This window comes from Priestia sp. TGN 0903, from assembly GCF_050846855.1.
GTDB classification, from domain to species: Bacteria; Bacillota; Bacilli; order Bacillales; family Bacillaceae_H; genus Priestia; species Priestia zanthoxyli.
On record NZ_JBOZGL010000004.1, the window covers coordinates 110,549 to 128,804 of the forward strand.

20 protein-coding genes and 2 riboswitches are annotated in these 18,256 nt (G+C 38.5%); of the genes, 6 read left to right on the top strand and 14 right to left on the bottom strand.

Annotated elements, in window-relative coordinates; genetic code table 11:
- Window positions 1–153 precede the first annotated feature (153 nt).
- Window positions 154–260, top strand: a riboswitch (SAM riboswitch).
- 107 nt (window positions 261–367) lie between these two features.
- The 3 genes from ACRPLY_RS15075 (at window position 368) to ACRPLY_RS15085 (ending at window position 6,825) form a co-directional block, all read left to right on the top strand.
- Window positions 368–2,206, top strand: coding sequence for a bifunctional homocysteine S-methyltransferase/methylenetetrahydrofolate reductase (locus ACRPLY_RS15075; RefSeq protein ID WP_014461038.1), 1,839 nt, complete (start codon window positions 368–370; stop codon window positions 2,204–2,206).
- Complete coding sequence (gene metH / locus ACRPLY_RS15080; protein WP_098112874.1) at window positions 2,207–5,650, top strand: methionine synthase; 3,444 nt, start codon at window positions 2,207–2,209, stop codon at window positions 5,648–5,650. It abuts the gene before it with no gap.
- A 377-nt stretch (window positions 5,651–6,027) separates the two neighbouring features.
- Window positions 6,028–6,825 (top strand): Cof-type HAD-IIB family hydrolase, encoded by a 798-nt coding sequence (locus tag ACRPLY_RS15085; protein ID WP_028414140.1) that lies wholly within the window; start codon window positions 6,028–6,030, stop codon window positions 6,823–6,825.
- A 57-nt stretch (window positions 6,826–6,882) separates the two neighbouring features.
- On the opposite strand, the gene ACRPLY_RS15090 is transcribed toward ACRPLY_RS15085, so the two are convergent.
- The 5 genes from ACRPLY_RS15090 to ACRPLY_RS15110 form a co-directional block, all read right to left on the bottom strand.
- Window positions 6,883–7,089, bottom strand: a complete 207-nt coding sequence (locus tag ACRPLY_RS15090) for a hypothetical protein (RefSeq protein WP_014461041.1) — start codon at window positions 7,087–7,089, stop codon at window positions 6,883–6,885.
- A gap of 48 nt (window positions 7,090–7,137) precedes the next feature.
- The gene (locus ACRPLY_RS15095) at window positions 7,138–7,401 is read right to left on the bottom strand and encodes a hypothetical protein (RefSeq protein ID WP_013055998.1); all 264 of its coding nucleotides are present in this window, start codon (window positions 7,399–7,401) and stop codon (window positions 7,138–7,140) included.
- 204 nt (window positions 7,402–7,605) lie between these two features.
- Complete coding sequence (locus ACRPLY_RS15100; RefSeq protein ID WP_099000146.1) at window positions 7,606–7,980, bottom strand: cytochrome-c oxidase; 375 nt, start codon at window positions 7,978–7,980, stop codon at window positions 7,606–7,608.
- A 173-nt stretch (window positions 7,981–8,153) separates the two neighbouring features.
- Window positions 8,154–9,452: an NCS2 family permease gene (locus ACRPLY_RS15105; RefSeq protein WP_028414142.1), complete on the bottom strand. Its 1,299-nt coding sequence runs from the start codon at window positions 9,450–9,452 to the stop codon at window positions 8,154–8,156.
- Between the two features lie 230 nt (window positions 9,453–9,682).
- Window positions 9,683–9,964, bottom strand: a complete 282-nt coding sequence (locus ACRPLY_RS15110) for a hypothetical protein (RefSeq protein ID WP_033578387.1) — start codon at window positions 9,962–9,964, stop codon at window positions 9,683–9,685.
- A 675-nt stretch (window positions 9,965–10,639) separates the two neighbouring features.
- Between ACRPLY_RS15110 and ACRPLY_RS15115 the strand changes: the two genes are divergently transcribed.
- Entirely contained in the window at window positions 10,640–10,999 is a 360-nt protein-coding gene (locus ACRPLY_RS15115) for a YueI family protein (RefSeq protein ID WP_033578386.1), read from the top strand.
- 163 nt (window positions 11,000–11,162) lie between these two features.
- On the opposite strand, the gene ACRPLY_RS15120 is transcribed toward ACRPLY_RS15115, so the two are convergent.
- From ACRPLY_RS15120 to ACRPLY_RS15135, 4 genes are all read right to left on the bottom strand, one after another.
- The gene (locus ACRPLY_RS15120) at window positions 11,163–11,876 is read right to left on the bottom strand and encodes a cell wall hydrolase (protein ID WP_165635670.1); all 714 of its coding nucleotides are present in this window, start codon (window positions 11,874–11,876) and stop codon (window positions 11,163–11,165) included.
- Between the two features lie 312 nt (window positions 11,877–12,188).
- Window positions 12,189–12,515, bottom strand: a complete 327-nt coding sequence (locus tag ACRPLY_RS15125) for a hypothetical protein (RefSeq protein ID WP_013082248.1) — start codon at window positions 12,513–12,515, stop codon at window positions 12,189–12,191.
- A 147-nt stretch (window positions 12,516–12,662) separates the two neighbouring features.
- Window positions 12,663–12,857 (bottom strand): hypothetical protein, encoded by a 195-nt coding sequence (locus tag ACRPLY_RS15130; protein ID WP_033578384.1) that lies wholly within the window; start codon window positions 12,855–12,857, stop codon window positions 12,663–12,665.
- A 17-nt stretch (window positions 12,858–12,874) separates the two neighbouring features.
- Window positions 12,875–13,720: a patatin-like phospholipase family protein gene (locus tag ACRPLY_RS15135; protein ID WP_028414145.1), complete on the bottom strand. Its 846-nt coding sequence runs from the start codon at window positions 13,718–13,720 to the stop codon at window positions 12,875–12,877.
- A 308-nt stretch (window positions 13,721–14,028) separates the two neighbouring features.
- On the opposite strand from ACRPLY_RS15135, the gene ACRPLY_RS15140 reads away from it, so the two are divergent.
- Both ACRPLY_RS15140 and ACRPLY_RS15145 read left to right on the top strand, forming a co-directional pair.
- Window positions 14,029–14,214 (top strand): YkvS family protein, encoded by a 186-nt coding sequence (locus ACRPLY_RS15140; protein WP_013055988.1) that lies wholly within the window; start codon window positions 14,029–14,031, stop codon window positions 14,212–14,214.
- Window positions 14,215–14,530: 316 nt separating this feature from the next.
- Complete coding sequence (locus tag ACRPLY_RS15145; RefSeq protein ID WP_047751404.1) at window positions 14,531–14,752, top strand: hypothetical protein; 222 nt, start codon at window positions 14,531–14,533, stop codon at window positions 14,750–14,752.
- 31 nt (window positions 14,753–14,783) lie between these two features.
- Here the strand turns inward: ACRPLY_RS15145 and ACRPLY_RS15150 are convergent, their stop codons facing one another.
- The 5 genes from ACRPLY_RS15150 to queC form a co-directional block, all read right to left on the bottom strand.
- On the bottom strand, window positions 14,784–15,485 hold the full coding sequence (locus ACRPLY_RS15150) for an NAD(P)H-binding protein (RefSeq protein ID WP_028414147.1): 702 nt from the start codon (window positions 15,483–15,485) through the stop codon (window positions 14,784–14,786).
- Between the two features lie 68 nt (window positions 15,486–15,553).
- Complete coding sequence (gene queF, locus ACRPLY_RS15155; protein ID WP_013055985.1) at window positions 15,554–16,051, bottom strand: preQ(1) synthase; 498 nt, start codon at window positions 16,049–16,051, stop codon at window positions 15,554–15,556.
- Window positions 16,052–16,149: 98 nt separating this feature from the next.
- Complete coding sequence (gene queE / locus ACRPLY_RS15160) at window positions 16,150–16,881, bottom strand: 7-carboxy-7-deazaguanine synthase QueE (RefSeq protein WP_025749424.1); 732 nt, start codon at window positions 16,879–16,881, stop codon at window positions 16,150–16,152.
- Window positions 16,874–17,314 (bottom strand): 6-carboxytetrahydropterin synthase QueD, encoded by a 441-nt coding sequence (gene queD, locus ACRPLY_RS15165; RefSeq protein WP_013055983.1) that lies wholly within the window; start codon window positions 17,312–17,314, stop codon window positions 16,874–16,876. Before queD ends, queE begins: the two co-directional genes overlap by 8 nt.
- Window positions 17,314–17,979, bottom strand: coding sequence for a 7-cyano-7-deazaguanine synthase QueC (gene queC, locus ACRPLY_RS15170; RefSeq protein ID WP_028414148.1), 666 nt, complete (start codon window positions 17,977–17,979; stop codon window positions 17,314–17,316). Before queC ends, queD begins: the two co-directional genes overlap by 1 nt.
- 230 nt (window positions 17,980–18,209) lie before the next feature.
- Window positions 18,210–18,253: riboswitch (PreQ1 riboswitch) on the bottom strand.
- Between the last annotated feature and the right edge of the window lie 3 nt (window positions 18,254–18,256).

The following is an 18,256-nucleotide window of genomic DNA, read 5'->3' on the forward strand; positions in this document are numbered from 1 at the left end:
AATATACGGATATTTTCCCTTTAGCTTTTAAATTTTCCTCAATATTTGCTGGAAATTCACAATTTACTGTTGTATAATTTCTAAAAATCAGATAAATTATTAAATAAGTATTCTTTCTATTTAAAAAAATATGTTTCAATTATATACAATTGATTCTTATCATGAGAGGTGGAGGGACTGGCCCTTTGAAACCTCAGCAACCAGTCGTTAGAGACATGGTGCTAAATCCAGCAAGCAATTTATTGCTTGGAAGATAAGAAGGCGAAAAAAGTCTTCTTCTTAAGAAGACTTTTTCTATTTTATCGGCATATTGCATAAAACGAATCACTCGTGAAATAGAAGCGGAACAATTTAAGGAGGTTTTGACATGGGGTTACTTGAAGATTTAAAGTCTAAAATTTTAATTGGGGATGGTGCCACTGGTACCCTCCTTTACTCACACGGTATTGACAGCTGTTTTGAAGAACTAAACATCACCAAACCAGAAGAGGTTTCTCGTATTCACAGAGCCTATGTAGAAGCTGGTGCAAACGTTATTCAAACAAATACGTACGCTGCTAATTATCAAAAACTTGCCCGTTATGGATTAGAAGATTCAGTCAAAGACATCAATGTTGCTGGTGTAAAATTAGCGAAACAAGCTGCAAAAGATCAGGCTTACGTGGTTGGTACACTCGGCGGAATTCGTTCTTTCCAAAAAAATGCTATTAGTTTAGAAGAGGTTAAGCGAAGCATTCGTGAACAAATGTTTTGGCTTTTAAATGAAGGCGTGGATGGCCTTTTATTTGAAACATACTATGATTTCGAAGAATTAAAGACCGTTCTTACACTAGCAAGAAAAGAAACGGATAAGCCTATTATTACTCACGTTTCCCTGCATGATATTGGCGTACTGCAAGATGGGCGTCCTTTAGCAGATGCATTAAAAGAATTAGAAGACTTAGGAGCAGACGTTGTCGGGCTAAACTGCCGTTTAGGTCCTTATCATATGATTCAGTCTCTTGAAGAAGTACCGCTTCCTGATCGTGCTTTCTTATCTGCTTACCCTAATGCCAGCCTTCCGGCGTATGTGGAAGGCAAGCTGGAATATGAAACGAATGAAGACTACTTTGTAGAAAGCGCGCGTTTATTCCGCGAACAAGGGGTTCGCTTAATCGGAGGATGCTGCGGTACAACACCAGCTCACGTACGCGCCATGTCGTCTGCCTTAAAAGACCTGCCTCCGATTACAAGCAAAGTCGTTAAAATGAGACCAGCCGTTACGGTTCAAGAGCGTGAGCAGCAGGATAAACCTCATATGCACGAAATTGTGAAGAAGCGCCGCTCGGTTATCGTCGAGCTGGATCCGCCTAAACAGCTTGGTCCGACGAAATTTTTAGAAGGCGCAAAAGCACTTGATAAAGTCGGCGTAGATGCTATTACATTAGCTGATAATTCTCTTGCCTCACCTCGCATCAGCAACTTGGCAATGGCAACACTGATGCAACAAGAAACAAAAGCACGACCGCTTATTCATATTACCTGTCGCGACCGAAATTTAATTGGACTTCAATCTCATTTAATGGGACTTCATACGCTAGGAATGAATCAAGTGCTTGCAATTACCGGTGATCCGTCAAAAGTTGGCGATTTCCCTGGCGCCACTTCGGTCTATGATTTATCTTCATTTGACTTGATTAGTTTAATCGCTCAGTTTAATGAAGGACTATCTTATTCCGGCAAACCGCTTGGTCAAAAAACCAATTTTTCCATTGCAGCTGCCTTTAACCCAAACGTGCGTCACTTAGACCGAGCCGTTCAGCGCTTGGAAAAGAAAATCGACTGCGGGGCTCACTATTTCATTACTCAGCCTCTCTATTCAACTAAGCAAATTGAAGAGGTATATGAAGCAACCAAACATTTAACAACACCGGTATACATCGGGATCATGCCGTTAACAAGCGCAAGAAATGCTCGATTTATTCACCATGAAGTACCTGGAATTAAATTATCAGAAGATATTCTAGAACGTATGGACGCAACGGGAAATGACCGGATTCGCGGTGAAGTCGAAGGCCTTGCGATTGCAAAAAACTTAATTGATACAGCATATGAGCTATTTGACGGTATTTACTTAATTACGCCGTTTATGCGCTATGAAATGACCGAAATTCTAACACGCTATATTCATGACAAGCAACTCGTTACATCAGAAAGGAAGATATAAATGAGCTCACTTATCGAACAACAACTAAAGAAGCGAATACTCGTCATCGATGGAGCAATGGGAACGATGATTCAAGATGCTGATTTAACCGCTGAAGATTTTGGCGGCGAAGAATATGAAGGCTGCAACGAATATTTGACCCGAACAGCGCCTCATGTGATTCAGCGCATTCATGAAGAGTACTTTGCAGCGGGTGCTGACATCATTGAAACCAATACGTTTGGCTCAACATCTACCGTACTTGATGAATATGATTTAGGCCACTTGGCGTATGAATTGAATATCGAAGCTGTGAAGCTTGCTTGTGCAGCTCGCGATAAATATTCAACTCCCGAATGGCCTAGGTTCGTAGCTGGAGCTATCGGTCCTACCACTAAAACTCTCTCTGTTACGGGAGGTATTACATTCCCTGAGTTAGTAGAATCGTACGAAGAGCAAGCTCGGGGTTTGTTAGACGGCGGCGTTGACTTACTTCTAGTCGAAACCTGTCAAGACATGCTGAACGTAAAAGCTGCGTTTTTAGGCATTACAGCGGCGTTTGAAAAACTGAAAATAGAAGTTCCAATTATGATTTCAGGAACGATTGAGCCAATGGGAACAACTCTCGCTGGTCAAGATATCGAATCTTTTTACTTATCACTGGAACACATGAAGCCTCTTTCAGTCGGACTTAACTGCGCGACAGGTCCTGAATTTATGACGGATCATATTCGCTCTCTTTCAGACCTAGCCACTTCAGCTGTTAGCTGTTATCCAAACGCTGGACTTCCGGATGAAGAAGGCAATTATCATGAGTCCCCTGAGCTGCTGGCTCAAAAAATTAAAGGATTTGCTGATAAAGGCTGGCTGAACTTTGTAGGCGGATGCTGTGGTACAACGCCTGCTCATATTAAAGCACTTGCTGAAGCAGTAAAAGAGGTTGCGCCTCGTTCGCTTGATCGCTCCGAGCATAATCATGCTGTAACCGGTATTGAACCGCTTGTATATGACGATTCTATGCGCCCTCTTTTTGTGGGAGAACGTACGAATGTAATCGGTTCTCGCAAGTTCAAGCGTCTGATTGCGGAAGGGAAAATTGAAGAAGCATCTGAAATTGCGCGTGCTCAAGTTAAAAATGGTGCTCACGTTATTGATATTTGCTTAGCAGATCCAGACCGTGAAGAAATGGAAGACATGGAGGAATTTATTCAAGAAGTTGTAAAAAAAGTGAAGGTTCCTCTTGTAATCGATTCAACTGACGAGAAAGTTATTGAAAAAGCTTTAACGTACTCGCAAGGTAAGGTCATTATCAACTCCATTAACTTAGAAGATGGTGAAGAGCGTTTTGATGCAATCTTGCCGCTAGTAAAAAAATTCGGTGCAGCTCTGGTTGTCGGTACAATCGATGAAACAGGCATGGCCGTTACTGCAGAAAGAAAAGTAGAGATTGCTAAACGCTCACATGATTTGCTTGTTAAAAAACATGGCTTTAATCCAAAAGATATTATTTTTGACCCTCTTGTGTTTCCTGTAGGGACTGGTGATGAACAATATATTGGTTCTGCTGAAGAAACAGTTAAGGGAATTAAAATGATTAAAGAAGCCCTGCCTGATTGCCTGACCATTCTTGGCGTAAGTAACGTGTCATTCGGTCTTCCTCCAGTCGGACGTGAAGTACTAAATGCGGTTTACCTTTATCACTGTACGCAGGCTGGACTCGATTATGCCATTGTTAATACAGAAAAATTAGAGCGCTATGCTTCTATTCCAGAAGCTGAAATTGAGCTTGCTAATGCGTTATTATTTAACACAACTGATGAAACGCTAAGCACGTTTACAGACTTTTATCGTGATAAAAAGAAAGAAGCAAAAGTAGAAATTTCTACGTTAACACTTGAAGAACGATTGGCAATGTATATTGTCGAAGGTACAAAAGAAGGATTGCTTCCTGATTTAGAACAGGCTTTAGCTCAATATGATGATCCGTTAGATATTATTAACGGACCGCTTATGAAGGGGATGGCGGAAGTCGGACGTTTGTTTAATGACAACCAGCTGATTGTAGCAGAAGTGCTTCAAAGTGCGGAAGTTATGAAAGCATCCGTTGCCTTTTTAGAACCTCATATGGAAGCAACTGAAAATGATTCTGGAAAAGGAAAAGTGATTCTTGCAACGGTTAAAGGCGACGTGCACGATATCGGTAAAAACTTAGTAGACATCATTTTAAGCAACAATGGTTTTAAAGTCATTGATTTAGGAATTAAAGTAACGCCGCAGCAGCTGATTGAAGCAGTAAAAGACGAAAAGCCAGACATCATTGGCCTGTCAGGTCTTTTAGTAAAATCTGCTCAGCAAATGGTTTTAACTGCACAAGATTTAACGCAATCAAGCATTGATGTTCCAATTATGGTAGGAGGCGCTGCCCTTTCCCGTAAATTTACTGACTTTAAAATTGCCCCGGAATATGAAGGTGCCGTCCTCTACGCCAAAGATGCGATGGACGGATTAGCGTTAGCAAATAAGCTGCAGAACAAAGAAGAAGTTATTCAGCTTTTAGCAGATTTAAAAACGCGTCAAGAAAAGAAAGTAACGGTTCGAGAACGCCAGCCTCAAACCGCTCAAGCAGCTACGGCTGTTTTAGAAAGATCCGCCATTTCAACGGATGTTCCTGTTTTTGTACCGGCTGATTTAAAGCGCCACGTTGTCAAACACTACGATTTGGCACAGGTTCTTCCGTATATTAACTGGCAGATGCTTTTAGGCCATCACTTAGGACTAAAAGGAAAAGTGAATAAGCTGCTTGCTGAAAAAGACGAGCGTGCTGTTCAATTAAAAGAAACCGTTGATGACCTTCTCGAACTGGCACTAAAAGAAAACTTAATTAAACCAGCGGTTATTTATCAGTTCTTCCCTGCTCAAGCAGACGGAAATGATTTAATTATTTATGATCCTGCTGATGAAAAAACAGAAATTGAACGCTTTACCTTCCCTCGACAAGCAAAAGGACAGTTCCTGTGCTTATCTGATTTTGCAAAACCTAAAGAAAAAGAGATGGACTATGTATGTTTCTTCTCTGTAACAGCAGGAACAGGCATTCGCGAACGCGCGGCGAAATTCAAAGAAAACGGCGAGTTTTTAAAGAGTCACGTGTTCCAAGCTCTTGCGCTTGAACTAGCTGAAGGATTAGCAGAACGTGTTCATCAGCAAATTCGTGACCGCTGGGGATTCCCCGATTCGCCTGACTTTACAATGGCGGAGCGTTTTTCAGCCAAATACCAAGGTCAGCGTTTTTCATTCGGATATCCCGCATGTCCAGACCTTGAAGACCAAGCAAAACTGTTTAAATTAATTAAACCTGAAGACATCGGCATTCAGTTAACAGACGGTTTCATGATGGAACCAGAAGCTTCTGTTACAGCCCTTGTTTTTGCACATCCTGAAGCGAAATATTTTAACGTATTGTAAAACATGGCTGCGGTCTTTTAGACCGCGGCTGTTTTTTTACAGTGAACAAACCTAAAAAAAAGGCTGCGACAAATGGATTTTAGTTGAAGAAAGATTCGAACGGAGTTAATTCTTAATTGAGAATCAACTCCGTTCGGATTGTTTTCATTATGATGGCGAACTAGATTTCATGTAGCTGTTTCTAGCTGTTGATTAGAGGGCAAGGCGAAGACTCCTGCGAAAAAAAGTGATGTAGTTATGTCTTAATCTCTTTGAATTCACCGCCGGTTTGAGCTTTTTTTATGAGTTTCTTGGGAAACACTGATAGAATAAGGAATGTAATAAATTTGTAACACTCTTATCAAGGTAATTTTTTTAGGGAAAGGAATTTTCAAGAGATGATTAAATTATTTGTAAGCGACTTAGATGGAACTCTTTTACACGAAGAAAAATACGTAGAACAGCATAATGCAGACGCACTTAGTGAACTTCAGCGCCAAGGAGTAGAGGTTTGTCTTGCTTCTGGACGAATGGATACGGAAATTTTAAAGATTTCTACTGATATTAATAATACATTTCATCGCATTAGCCAAAACGGAGGATTTGTGTGGACCAAAGAAAATCAAGAACTTCATGGAAAAGTGTTTGAAGATGATTTAGCGGTTCAACTTTATAAAAAAACGATAGATCCTAACCGTATTACGCTTGTCTGTTCAAACGACACGAATTATGTAGAGCAGCGAAATGAAATTATTGAAGCAATTGAAACTCACATGTTTTTCCCTATCGAAGAACAAATTGAAATGACAGATTCATTTGGTCACGCTCTTTCTCCATCTAAAATCACGGTTCTTGGAGATCATGATGAAATGGTAGCTCTGCAAAAAGAAGTGAACGAAGAGTTTGGTGATTATATTGATACATATATTTCTGCCAAGCAGTGTTTGGATATTATGCCTAAACATATCAGCAAAGGAAATGCCATTGAAATTTTATTAAATCATCTTCAGCTAAAACCAGAGGAAATTGCATGTGTGGGGGATTCATTTAATGATATTCCTATGTTTCAATTAACACCGAACAGTTTCGCTATGGCTACAGCTCCTGAAGCTGTTCAGCGCCATGCCTCTGCTGTTGTGTCATCTGTTAGTGAAGCAGCGCGTATTGTTTTAGAAAAAAATAAGCAAACAATCTAAAAAAAGCGGTCAACGTTTAAATTGACCGCTTTTATCTATTTAATAAGAAAACGGTAGTTATTTTTTTCGTAAAGAACGAAAAAAATCACCTAAGCTTTTTTGCTTCCCATCTGCATGCTCTCCATGATTAACCAAGCTGCTGATTCTTTCTCGTCGAACAACAACCATAATAAGAGTGGCAAAAAAGATAATGGAAACGGCAATGACAACCAGTGCAAGAACGGATGCTACAATAGCTTCAGAAGTCGTTAGTGACGATAGCATCTGCCTCGTACACCTCCATTTCGTTTGTGGCGAAAAGGAGCCTAGCAATTAGAAATGCAAATAATCTTTTTTCTCAGCTTGATGCATGTTATTATACACCATTTTCATTTTAGAAGCTGTAGCTTTTAAAGACGTAGACGAATCCACATCTTCGGCTAACATAATGTTTACTAAGTCAACCACAGAACGAGACAACAACTCTACATTATTTTGCAACTCTAATTCGTCATAAGTCGTACGGTCTTGAAGACGAAGTCGAATAATTTCATTTGCTAGCTCCCTAACACGCACTAATTGTTGATGTTCTCCCATAGTATCTCCGCCGCAAGAAACTTATAATCAGCCCTTTTATTGGCTTTTATAAGAGCTAGAAATTCCTGCAGCTTACCCCTCCTTATAAAGATGCCTAGCACACCTTTATGTAAATCGCACTTTCACCTTGTTTACATGTATATTCGCTATAGCTGGTTCTTTTTCCTTTTGAAATTAGCAGCCATCGTCAACGACCTTCTTGGTTTATCGTTCAGGTTTCAAATTTTTAAGGGTGTGATATACGAAAATTAAAACGCCAATAGCCGTAAGTGTTGCTCCTACTGCCACTAGGGGTGTAAAAGCTTGGTTTTCTAGTACGATCATGAGAAATAAACCAATCATCATGACCGGTAATCCTATATTATGCAACCATACGTGCAGTTTAGCTAATTTACTTTCGCTAAACGCAGGAAACAAATAATAAATAAGTCCCGCTAACGTAAGCGACGTCCATCCTAATAAATTAATGTGCACGTGAACAGGCGTCAAAGCGTAGCTGTGAACAATTGACATATAATACCCCAATATGATGCCAATTCCAAAATAAACGGCTGATATTTTAATTAATTTAATTCCCATCGTTTTCTCCCCCTTATATCCCCTCCGACTTCTGTACTACTTTACGCAGGAAACATCATTTTAGAAGCGGCTGATTAACCAAAGGACACGAAATACGGAGTATGATATCTAAAAAGAGGATTCTTTACCGCAAACACAAAAAACAGCTGAGCAAAAGTACTCAGCCGTCTATTTTAAGCAATATAATGCAGCACAAAATTCAAGAAAAACAATAGCGCGCTTACATACATAAACATCGATACTTCACGCATTTTACCAAGGAATAATTTAAGCAGTGGATACGCAATGAACCCAAATGCAATTCCATCAGCAATGCTGTACGTAAGAGGAATAAGCGCAATAATTAAAAATGCAGGGAAACCTTCTGTTAAGTCCTGTAAATTGATGTTTTTGATATTTTGAATCATTAGTGCTCCAATAACAATAAGAATAGGTGCAATAGCACTATCTGGAACCAGCTTGATAAATGGAATAAACAGAAGTGAACTTAAAAATAAAACTCCTGTAATCAGCGATGTTAAACCCGTTCGCCCTCCAGCTGCAATACCAGATGCTCCTTCTACAGAAGACACCGTTGGACTTGTTCCAAACACGCCGCTTAGTAACGCTGAGGCAGCTGTTGCTTGAAAGGCCCGCGGAAATTTGCTATCTTGATTCATCATACCTAGCTGACCATGCAGCAACCCGATATTTTCAAAAATCAATACCATTGTTAATGAAAAGACAGCTGCCCAAAACGCAACGTCTCCAATAGCTCCAAAAGACAATGTGCCAAAGCTGCTAAAGAAGTCGTTCACGCTCCCAGCGGAATGTCCTTTTTCTGCACTGCTTCTTACACCAAGTAAGAAGGCAAGGACGGATCCAGCAATCATGCTTAACAAAAAGTTACCTTTCACATTTCGGATAAACAGTACGATTGTGATAATTAACGTCAACAGCGTACTGATTACAAACGGATCTGACAAGTCTCCAAGTGCTACAAAAGTGTTTTCGCTTGGAACTACAAGCTTCCCTTTTTGCAAACCGATAAATGTTAAAAATAAGCCAACACCGACTGTTATCGCTTCTTTTAACGAATGCGGAATCGAAGAAACAATTTTGGCAGACAGTCGTGAAAAAGCTAATGCTATAAAAAGAAAGCCGGATATCACTACTGCTAATAACCCTTCTTGCCAAGATAACCCCATTGATTGAACCATCGTATACGTAAACAATGCATTAATCCCCATACCTGGCACCAGAATGAGAGGCGCATTTGCCCAAAAAGCCATAATAACACAGCCTACAAAAGCCGAAGCCACTGTTGCGAATATTCCTGCTTCAAGCGGAATACCAGCATCAGACAAAATGGTTGAATTAACAGCAATAATATACACGATGGAAAGAAATGAAATGACCCCAGCTAAGCTTTCTTTTCCGACAGTTGTTTGGTGGTCGTTTAAACGAAACAACTTTTCAAATAATGCGTTCAATCTAATTTCCTTCTTTTCATCTATCCCTCGCCCACCCAGTGACCAAAAATGCCACCGAAGTTATTATAGCAAAATCAACAATTGTTGCAAGGAAAACTTGTCTCCTTTAGCTTAAGCGTTCATTCCTTATTTAAAACTGTTATCATTTTCTAAACGTAGCGTCTTGCATGCATTCTATATATACCTTGAATTGGACATAATAAAAGAGCGCTTTATCAGCGCTCACTGTTTTAATAATAATAATATGGTGGGTACGGCGGATAATATGGTGCTGGATAACCGTAATAACCTGGACCTCCTAATGCACTTCCAAGAACTAATCCTCCAAGAAATGGAGCTCCAAAGCCCCAACCCCAAGGGCGACCAAAGCCATAACCGAACCCCGGGCGGCCGAAGCCAAAACCAGGACGACCGAAACCAAAACCCGGGCGACCGAAACCGAATCCTGGACGGCCAAAGCCTCCAAAACCACCAAATGGTCTTCTTATGTCATTAATATCAAATTCTTGCATGATACATGCCTCCTCAAATTATATTTCATTCTCTTTATTACATATGTTATTCACCTACTTCTTGCATAGGCAATCGCCTCTTTTTTTGTGATTTCTTAAAAAATATTCTTTTTCTATCACCTCGTTAGGATCAAACAAGCGTACAGCCATATATTTTTTAAGGCTTTGAAACATACTACATGTAACTTATGTAAAATAAGAGAGAGCAAAGGAGGAATGTACCTTTATAATTTTCAGCAGCTGCTGCAATGAGGAATAAATATAATATGAACGCATAAAAAGAACGCTCAACAAACATGTTGACCGTTCTTCTTATGAAAATACATAGCGATTTTTTATTAATTTATCTGACCCTTTGCTTGACCGTATATGCCCTAAAGCTATATAATCCCCTTTTTATACAATGCGCTTTGAACATAAAATCATAGGAGCGTCTCCCCAAACGCTGCTATGTATGTATATCTGTAATCGCTTACAAACCTTTAATAAAAAACCGATATGATTTTCTATCTATTTACATTAAACAATATTTTAGGCTAAATTTCAACACATTTTTTGTTTTTCTTTGTACTCAGCAAAAAAACAGGTGATATAGCACAATGATTTTCCTTTTTTCCTGTCCCTTTTACTTATATCCATAATCGTTTATAGTTTATAACGAAAGGAAGTGACATAATGTCTGATCAACTAGAAGAATACTTAGAACGAGGAATGTACGGAGCAAAGGAAACAAAAAGAGACGAAAGAAGATATTTCTTAACTGCTCTACGTGAGAATATTGAAATTGCGCTAAAAAAAGGGCAAGTCATGAAAAAGGATGCAGCAAAAATAAAGCCTCTTTTAAAAAAAGTGAAAGACGGTCATTTGTTTTTAAATGGCTCTTTGTCTTATTCATACCTCTCCCCTTATATTCAAGTGGCTAACCAACATAAAGTGCCTTTTACCATCGTTCAGAACTTAGAAGCTGATACCGATATTGGTCTAGTTTTAACGGGTTCTGAAGGCAGTTTGGAACGAGATATCTTTTTAGACTAAAAAAAGAGGTTGACACATAACGAAATGAACCCAATCAACTGCTAGAAGGAACGAGACAGATAAAACTATATTCACCATCAAAAAAAAAACGAACCATTGATCAACATGTGATCAATGGTTCGTTTTTCACTTCGTCTAAAATACTTTTGTTGCAGCCTCTTTTTTATTTAGCAAACACGTGATGATCAATTGTTTTAATTACAGCACGTGAACGAATCCAGTTATCGGTAGCTGTTTTTGGATTATAAAAGTAAATGGAATCGTCTAAACGATCTTTTCTAGTCAACGCTTGCTCTACTGCTTTTTTCGAATCTTCTGAAGCAGGTTTGTTAATTGATCCGTTTTGAACCGGTGAAAAAGCGTATGCTTTTCCGACAACTTGTTTAATAACTCCTGTTACCGTATCTGGAAACTTCGGAGAATCTACACGGTTTAACACTACTGTTGCTACCCCTACTTTTCCTTCATACGATTCGCCTTTTGCTTCGGCTTCTACTAAGCGAGCTAATAAATCTTTTTCGCTTGCCGAAATCGAAACTGCAGGTGTTTCCTGGTTCGCAGGTTTGGCTTCTGGTTTTGGTTCTGGCTTAGCCGTATTAGCAGGTGCTGCCGTTGAAGGTTCCGTTGTTTCAGCAGCCAGCACTTTTGTCTTACTCGGAATAGCTAATGTTTCACCAATATAAATCATATCTCCTTGACGATTGTTTAATTTTTTAATATCGTCAATTGTTACACTATATCTTTTACCTAACTTCCAAAGACTATCGCCTTTGACTACTTTATAATTAGTTGCAGCCGTAGCTGTTGCATTAAAACCTATAAATGAAAGAGTAGCTAAACAAGCTACTACCATTGATTTCATATAACTATGTTTCATAGGTAATACCTCCTGAAATTTCGTATGGTATTACTCTATCATAGCTATATGGGGGTTTCACCGAACGATTCAATTACATTTCTTTAAGTTTGATGAACAAAATTACGTTCGGAACACAAATATGACATTGTACCTTATTTTTTGTCATAATCACGGTAATTTTTCTAAAATACAGGTATATTTTCCCGCCTTATTTCAGTTTAATCAGAAATTTCTTCATTCGTTTTTCCCTTATAATTCTTATGATAAACATTTAAATTCATCTACTTTTACACAAAAGAGCTGAATGTTGTAATCAACATTCAGCTCTTTTTAATCTTCGATCTCAATTTCTACAACATCATAGAAATCAATCACTAGTTTAGCACCCGTATCATCCATAAACGTAAAAACGTCTTGATCATCTGATAAATGTATCACGTATCCGGTCAACTGCTGTTCACTGTTGTCGTAAACAGTAGTAATTAGAATTTTTTTATGATCTACATATGCTTCTTCTAATAACGAATGGAGGTCATAGTCCCCGTCATCTTCGGGCCGGTTCGTTAACAGCATCCCATAAGTCGTCATTCCATTTTTATCTTTCCATATATGATCTGCAAAATAAAAAGGTGCTGTACTTTTTCGAAACTCATCCATAATATCCCTCCTATAACTAAACACGTTTATTCGCTCTTACTATACGTTACTAAATAAACGCACAAGCACTTGTAACAGTATATTCTCTACTGTACAGGCTCATACATCCATTATATAAGGCATAATCAAATAATGCCATCATTTCGTTTAACTCCTAGGAATTTCTAGATACGTATAGGTAAAATCGCCTCCGCGTCCGGCGATTCCACGAAAATGTTTGAAATCAGGGCGATTTACTAAAAAAGGGCGAAAAGCAAGAAAGTCTTCTTTTTTAACTTTAATTTCGGTTACTTTTCCTTCACTTAACTCATTTAACATATTGATTACTGTTTGTTCATCCATTCAGTTCCACCTCGTTTTTAGCTGTTCAGCCAATTTTGCAGAGACGCAAATTGAGCTTCAGCTTCTTTATATCCTTGGTTATAAAGAGCGTCGAGACGCTCACGATTCTTCTCAATTCGCCCTACTACAAGAGGGGATTGCGGACGAATCACAAAGATATTCCCCTGTCTTTCCTGTTCTTCAATATATGACAATGTTTCATTATACAATTTATAGCGGTTCTCAAGCGCACGAGTCAGCCCATCATAATGACGATATTTGCGCTTCAATAACCAAAGCATATTTGATTTCTTTTTTCGATATCCTTCGTTTCGCGTTAGCACAACAATATTTTTTCTATATCCATCCTGCACTGCTTTTTTGATTGGAATCGGATCACTGATTCCTCCATCTAACAGCTCTTTTCCTTTATATGTAACGACAGGTGCTAAAAATGGAAGGGAACTAGAAGCGCGAACCGCTGTCAAAATATCCCGATCATACTCATCAAAATAAACGGGTTCTCCCGTCACGCAGTCCGTTGCTCCTACTACAAGCTTCTCTGTACGCTCAGCAAATGCCTCAAAGTCAAATGGAAGAAGCTGATTAGGAATTTCATCAAAAACGAAATCCATTCCAAATATCTCTTTTGTTTTAAAATAATTTTTCCACGACAAGTAGCGAGGATCCTCTAAAAAATCTAAATTAGCTTTGCGACTTCTTCCTATTTGTCTAGATAAATAAGAAGTGGCATGACAAGCGCCGGCTGAAACGCCAATTACATACGGAAGGTACAGATTTCTTTCCATAAAGTAATCTAAAACTCCGGTTGTATAAAGGCCTCTCATACCGCCTCCTTCGAGCACGAGTCCAGTATCTTTCAATTTCTACACCTTCTAATTCTTATAATTTATGACAAGATTATACCTCGTTTATTATAACGAAAGATGAACAAAGATGGAACTGTGTTGCTTCTCTCTTTCGTTAAAGCTACCAATTCCTTTTATTCCTCAGCACATTTTACTTGTTTTTTCAATTTTATTTTATATTTTTTCAAAAAACCCTTTACTAATTCCCAGTTTTAAGGCAAAATTGTAAAAAAAGAAAACGCTAACTAGTTTTACTATTTTTAAAATTAAAATTATTTAAAAAATTAATAATGAACTAATTTAAAACAAAGGAGCGATGAATGATGAAAATAGCAGAGGTAGGAAACTTGATAGAATTTAAAAATGGCTTACAGGGCATTGTCGAAAAAGTAAATGAAAACTCCGTGATTGTTGATTTGACTTACATGACAAACTACCGGGATTTAGACTTAGAACAGCGAACTGTTGTCAACCACAAAAACTACACGATTATTAATCCCGCTATGTAAAGGGAAAAAGCAACCGGAACGCAAAAACGGTTGCTTTTTTAGTGGTTTTGAAAGAACTGATTCTTTTGTTCTTCTGTAATAATTCCCAGCTTATACATGAGATAAATATACTGTTGAACCTTAACATCCTTCGAACTTTTTTTCACTGTACTCCCTCTTTTCTAAAATGTTTCTTCATACAATAATATATGGCTAAGATAAAAAAAGTTTCCTTAAAGAAACAAAACCAGGCCCCATTTTTTCTTGAAAGGGTCTTATTTTCGTGTGACAATAAGAACAAGCTACTACTACCTACTTACTGAAAGGAATTACTAGCATGTTTGATACTGTATTGTTTATCGTTGCACTTATTGTCATTCTTTTTTTCATCGTGCAGTTCGTTTTTAAACGCAAGCAAACTTCAAATAAAAAAACATCCGTTGAACCCATGAATTATGCCGAAGAAGATTCTAACTCCTACACAAGCTGGAGTGAATCTGCTTCTAATCACGATCACGATGGTGATGGTGATGGGAACGCGGATGCTGACGGAAGATAGAAAAAAGCCTCTTCTTATGAAGAGGCTTTTTTTATTTTGATAACACGCGCTTGCCGTTGGTAAACGAATAATAGCATTCACCTGTATAGATGTCTTGGCTTTCATGTACATGAACACCACATTTATCTTCAAGTGCAGCTTTCATCATGGATTTGGCTACGTTATACGCTTTAATTGGACGATATTTTCTCCACTTTCCTACAAGGCAAAATGAACACGACTTTAACGTGTATCCCCCAAGCTTTTCAAATAGGCGAAACTCTTGGCGCTTGCCTAATAATAACGATGGGCGGAAAAAGTGAGTAGAACGGATATACAAGCTTGCGATATCTTCTTCTACTTGCCCCTTTACTTTACTGTAAAAGAATGGCGAACGAAGATCAGCACCAATTGCTGTAATCGTTAAAAAGTTTTTGCAGCGATATTTTTCTGCACATTTAGCCGCTTTTAAAGGAAATTCGTAGTCAACTTTAATGAATTTCGCTTTTGTTTTTGCTTTTTTCATTGTCGTGCCTAAACAGCAATATACATCATCAACTGCAAAGCATTCTTCGTGCTTATCAAGCTCTGAAAAATCAATTTCAAGCTGACGTAGCTTTGTGTGTTCGATTGGTAGCTTTTTTCGAACAAACACTGTCACATGGTTATATAAGCTGTTGCTTAATAACATTTTTAAAAGTTCTTGACCAACAAGTCCGCTTGCACCTAATACTAATGCTGATCTCTGTGACATTCTTTCACCTTCTCATCTGTTGTTTTTGCAATGGAAAACAGGTTGCATACACAACCTGTTTGTTCGAATTAACGATTATCAATTGTTTCTGGGTATAAATCATGATTCATCAGGCGATAATTAGCCATTTCTTCATACTTCGTACCAGGACGGCCATAGTTTGTATATGGATCAATTGAAATCCCGCCGCGTGGTGTGAATTTTCCCCATACTTCAATATATCTTGGATTCATCAGTTTAATTAAGTCATTCATAATAATATTCATACAGTCTTCATGGAAATCTCCATGGTTACGGAAGCTGAACAAATAAAGCTTTAACGACTTGCTTTCCACCATTTTTTCATCTGGAATGTAACTAATATAAATGGTTGCGAAATCCGGCTGACCCGTTTTTGGACATAAGCTCGTAAATTCCGGACAGTTAAATTTCACAAAATAATCACGATTTGGATGTTTGTTATCAAATGCTTCTAGAATCTCTGGTGAATATTCAAACAAATAGTTTGTTCCTTGATTTCCAAGGAGTGATACACCTTCTAATTCTTCATCTTTTCGACCGCTCATTTGCATTTCCTCTCTTTCTACGATTGTCATTCTAACAGCGTTTTTTTATTTTGTATATATCTGTTTTTATTTTTCTTTGTAAATTTTTTGCTATGCGCTTACACGCCTCGTTTATTTCCCCAAACAAGGGCGTGAACCTGCGGCAGAACTCTTACATCGTTCATGTTTTTAGCTGCCACTGCCTTGTCGATTAACCACTCATACTTTTTAAGCAATTCTTGTGTTAACGACGCATTATCGATTGTCGTTAAGTCCTCGTTGCCTACTTGAACAAAAAATGGAACCTCAGGATAACGTTCATGAACAGACGCTGCATACTCAAAGTCCTCATCATTAAATACAACGACTTTTATGCTTATGTGCGCCATGCGTTTTTCCTTTATTAATGTCTCTATAATATCGTCTAATACGGAGAAATTTGTTTTCATTAATGAACTTGGAGGCTTAGGAGAAATCGTTAAATCATCGATCTTTAGGAACCAATCCTGATAACGGCTTCCCTGTGTTTCAAGAGCTGCTTTTACCCCATGACTGTGCAAAAGCTCTACAAGTGAACCAATCGCCTTGATAAGCGCAGGGTTTCCTCCAGAAATGGTGACGTGATCAAAGCACTCTCCTCCAATTTCTTTAAGCTCCGTCCAAATTTGTTCTGCTGTTAGTTGACGAATATCGTTTTTAGCTGATCCATCCCATGTAAAAGCTGAATCACACCAGCTGCAGGAATAATCACAGCCTGCGGTACGAACAAACATCGTCTTACGTCCTACAACCATTCCTTCCCCTTGAATCGTTGGGCCGAATATTTCAAGTACTGGAATTGTATTAGCCACGTTTTTTCACCTTCTTTGGGCGGTAAACTACGTAACTTGTCGGCGTTTCCCGCACGAATACTTGTACGCAAGAAGGCTTATTTGGTAGTGTGTCTAGATATTCTTGAACCAACTCATAAATTTTACGAGCAACAACTTCAGTTGTAGGAAAATCATTTGGATTTTCTTCGTTAAAGATAGAATGATCGTTCAATAATGTATGATCAAATTGACCAGAAACAATTTTTTTCAATAGCGCAAAGTTTACTAAAAAGCCCGCTTCGTCTAATGTATCTCCGGCAACAGTTAAATTTACAAAATACGTATGTCCATGGACTTGACGGCATTTTCCTGCTTCTGTATGAGGAACAAAATGTGCCGCAGCAAACTGCATATCTTTGTTCAATTCATATTCATAGTCATGAAAGACTTGAGGATACATTTGTTGCAGCATTATTTTTCTCCTCCTTCTTTTGTTTGCAAGTATTGATCTAACCCGCGTTTTCGCAATTGACATGCGGGACATTCGCCGCACCCATCAGCAACAATACCGTTGTAGCACGTTAATGTTTTTTCACGCACATATTCAAGCGCTCCTAGCTCATCCGCTAACGCCCACGTTTCTGCTTTATCAATCCACATAAGCGGCGTATGAATCACAAACTCGAAGTCCATTGATAAATTAAGCGTGACGTTTAACGATTTCACAAATACGTCTCGACAGTCTGGATATCCCGAAAAATCAGTTTCACAAACGCCTGTTACGATATGACGGCCTCCGCTGTTTTTAGCAAGTACGGCAGCAAATGATAAAAATAACAGATTGCGGCCATCCACAAACGTTGTAGGCAACTCTCCTTCTTTTTGCTCAATTTCAATATCATCTCGCGTTAAGGCATTTGGTGCTAATTGATTTAAAAGTGACATATCTAGGACGGTATGCTTCACACCTAAATCAGCTGCGATAGCTTTTGCTACCTCTATCTCTTGACTATGACGCTGACCGTATTGGAAAGTAACCGTTTCTACTTCTTTAAAGTTTTTCAAAGCCCAAAATAGACATGTTGTACTATCTTGACCTCCGCTAAATACAACAATAGCTTTTTCATTTTTCATCATTATTGTTCGTCTCCTTTTTGATTGAAATCAAAAGAAGAAGAAACTTTATTGAACCGTTCGTTCCCTTTGTGACTAATTTTATAACACAAAAAAGAGACTGCTCTTTTCCAGCAATCTCCCTAAAAAGCAACTAAGATACACGTCCTCGCCAGCATACACGTCAAAAAGACGTGTTGATAGAAAAGCACGTGAAAGAAGACACGCTAAAACCGTGTCTTTTGTCATCAACGATGATCTTAGTTTTTTATAGAGGGAGTTTTCGAACCTCTCCCGTACA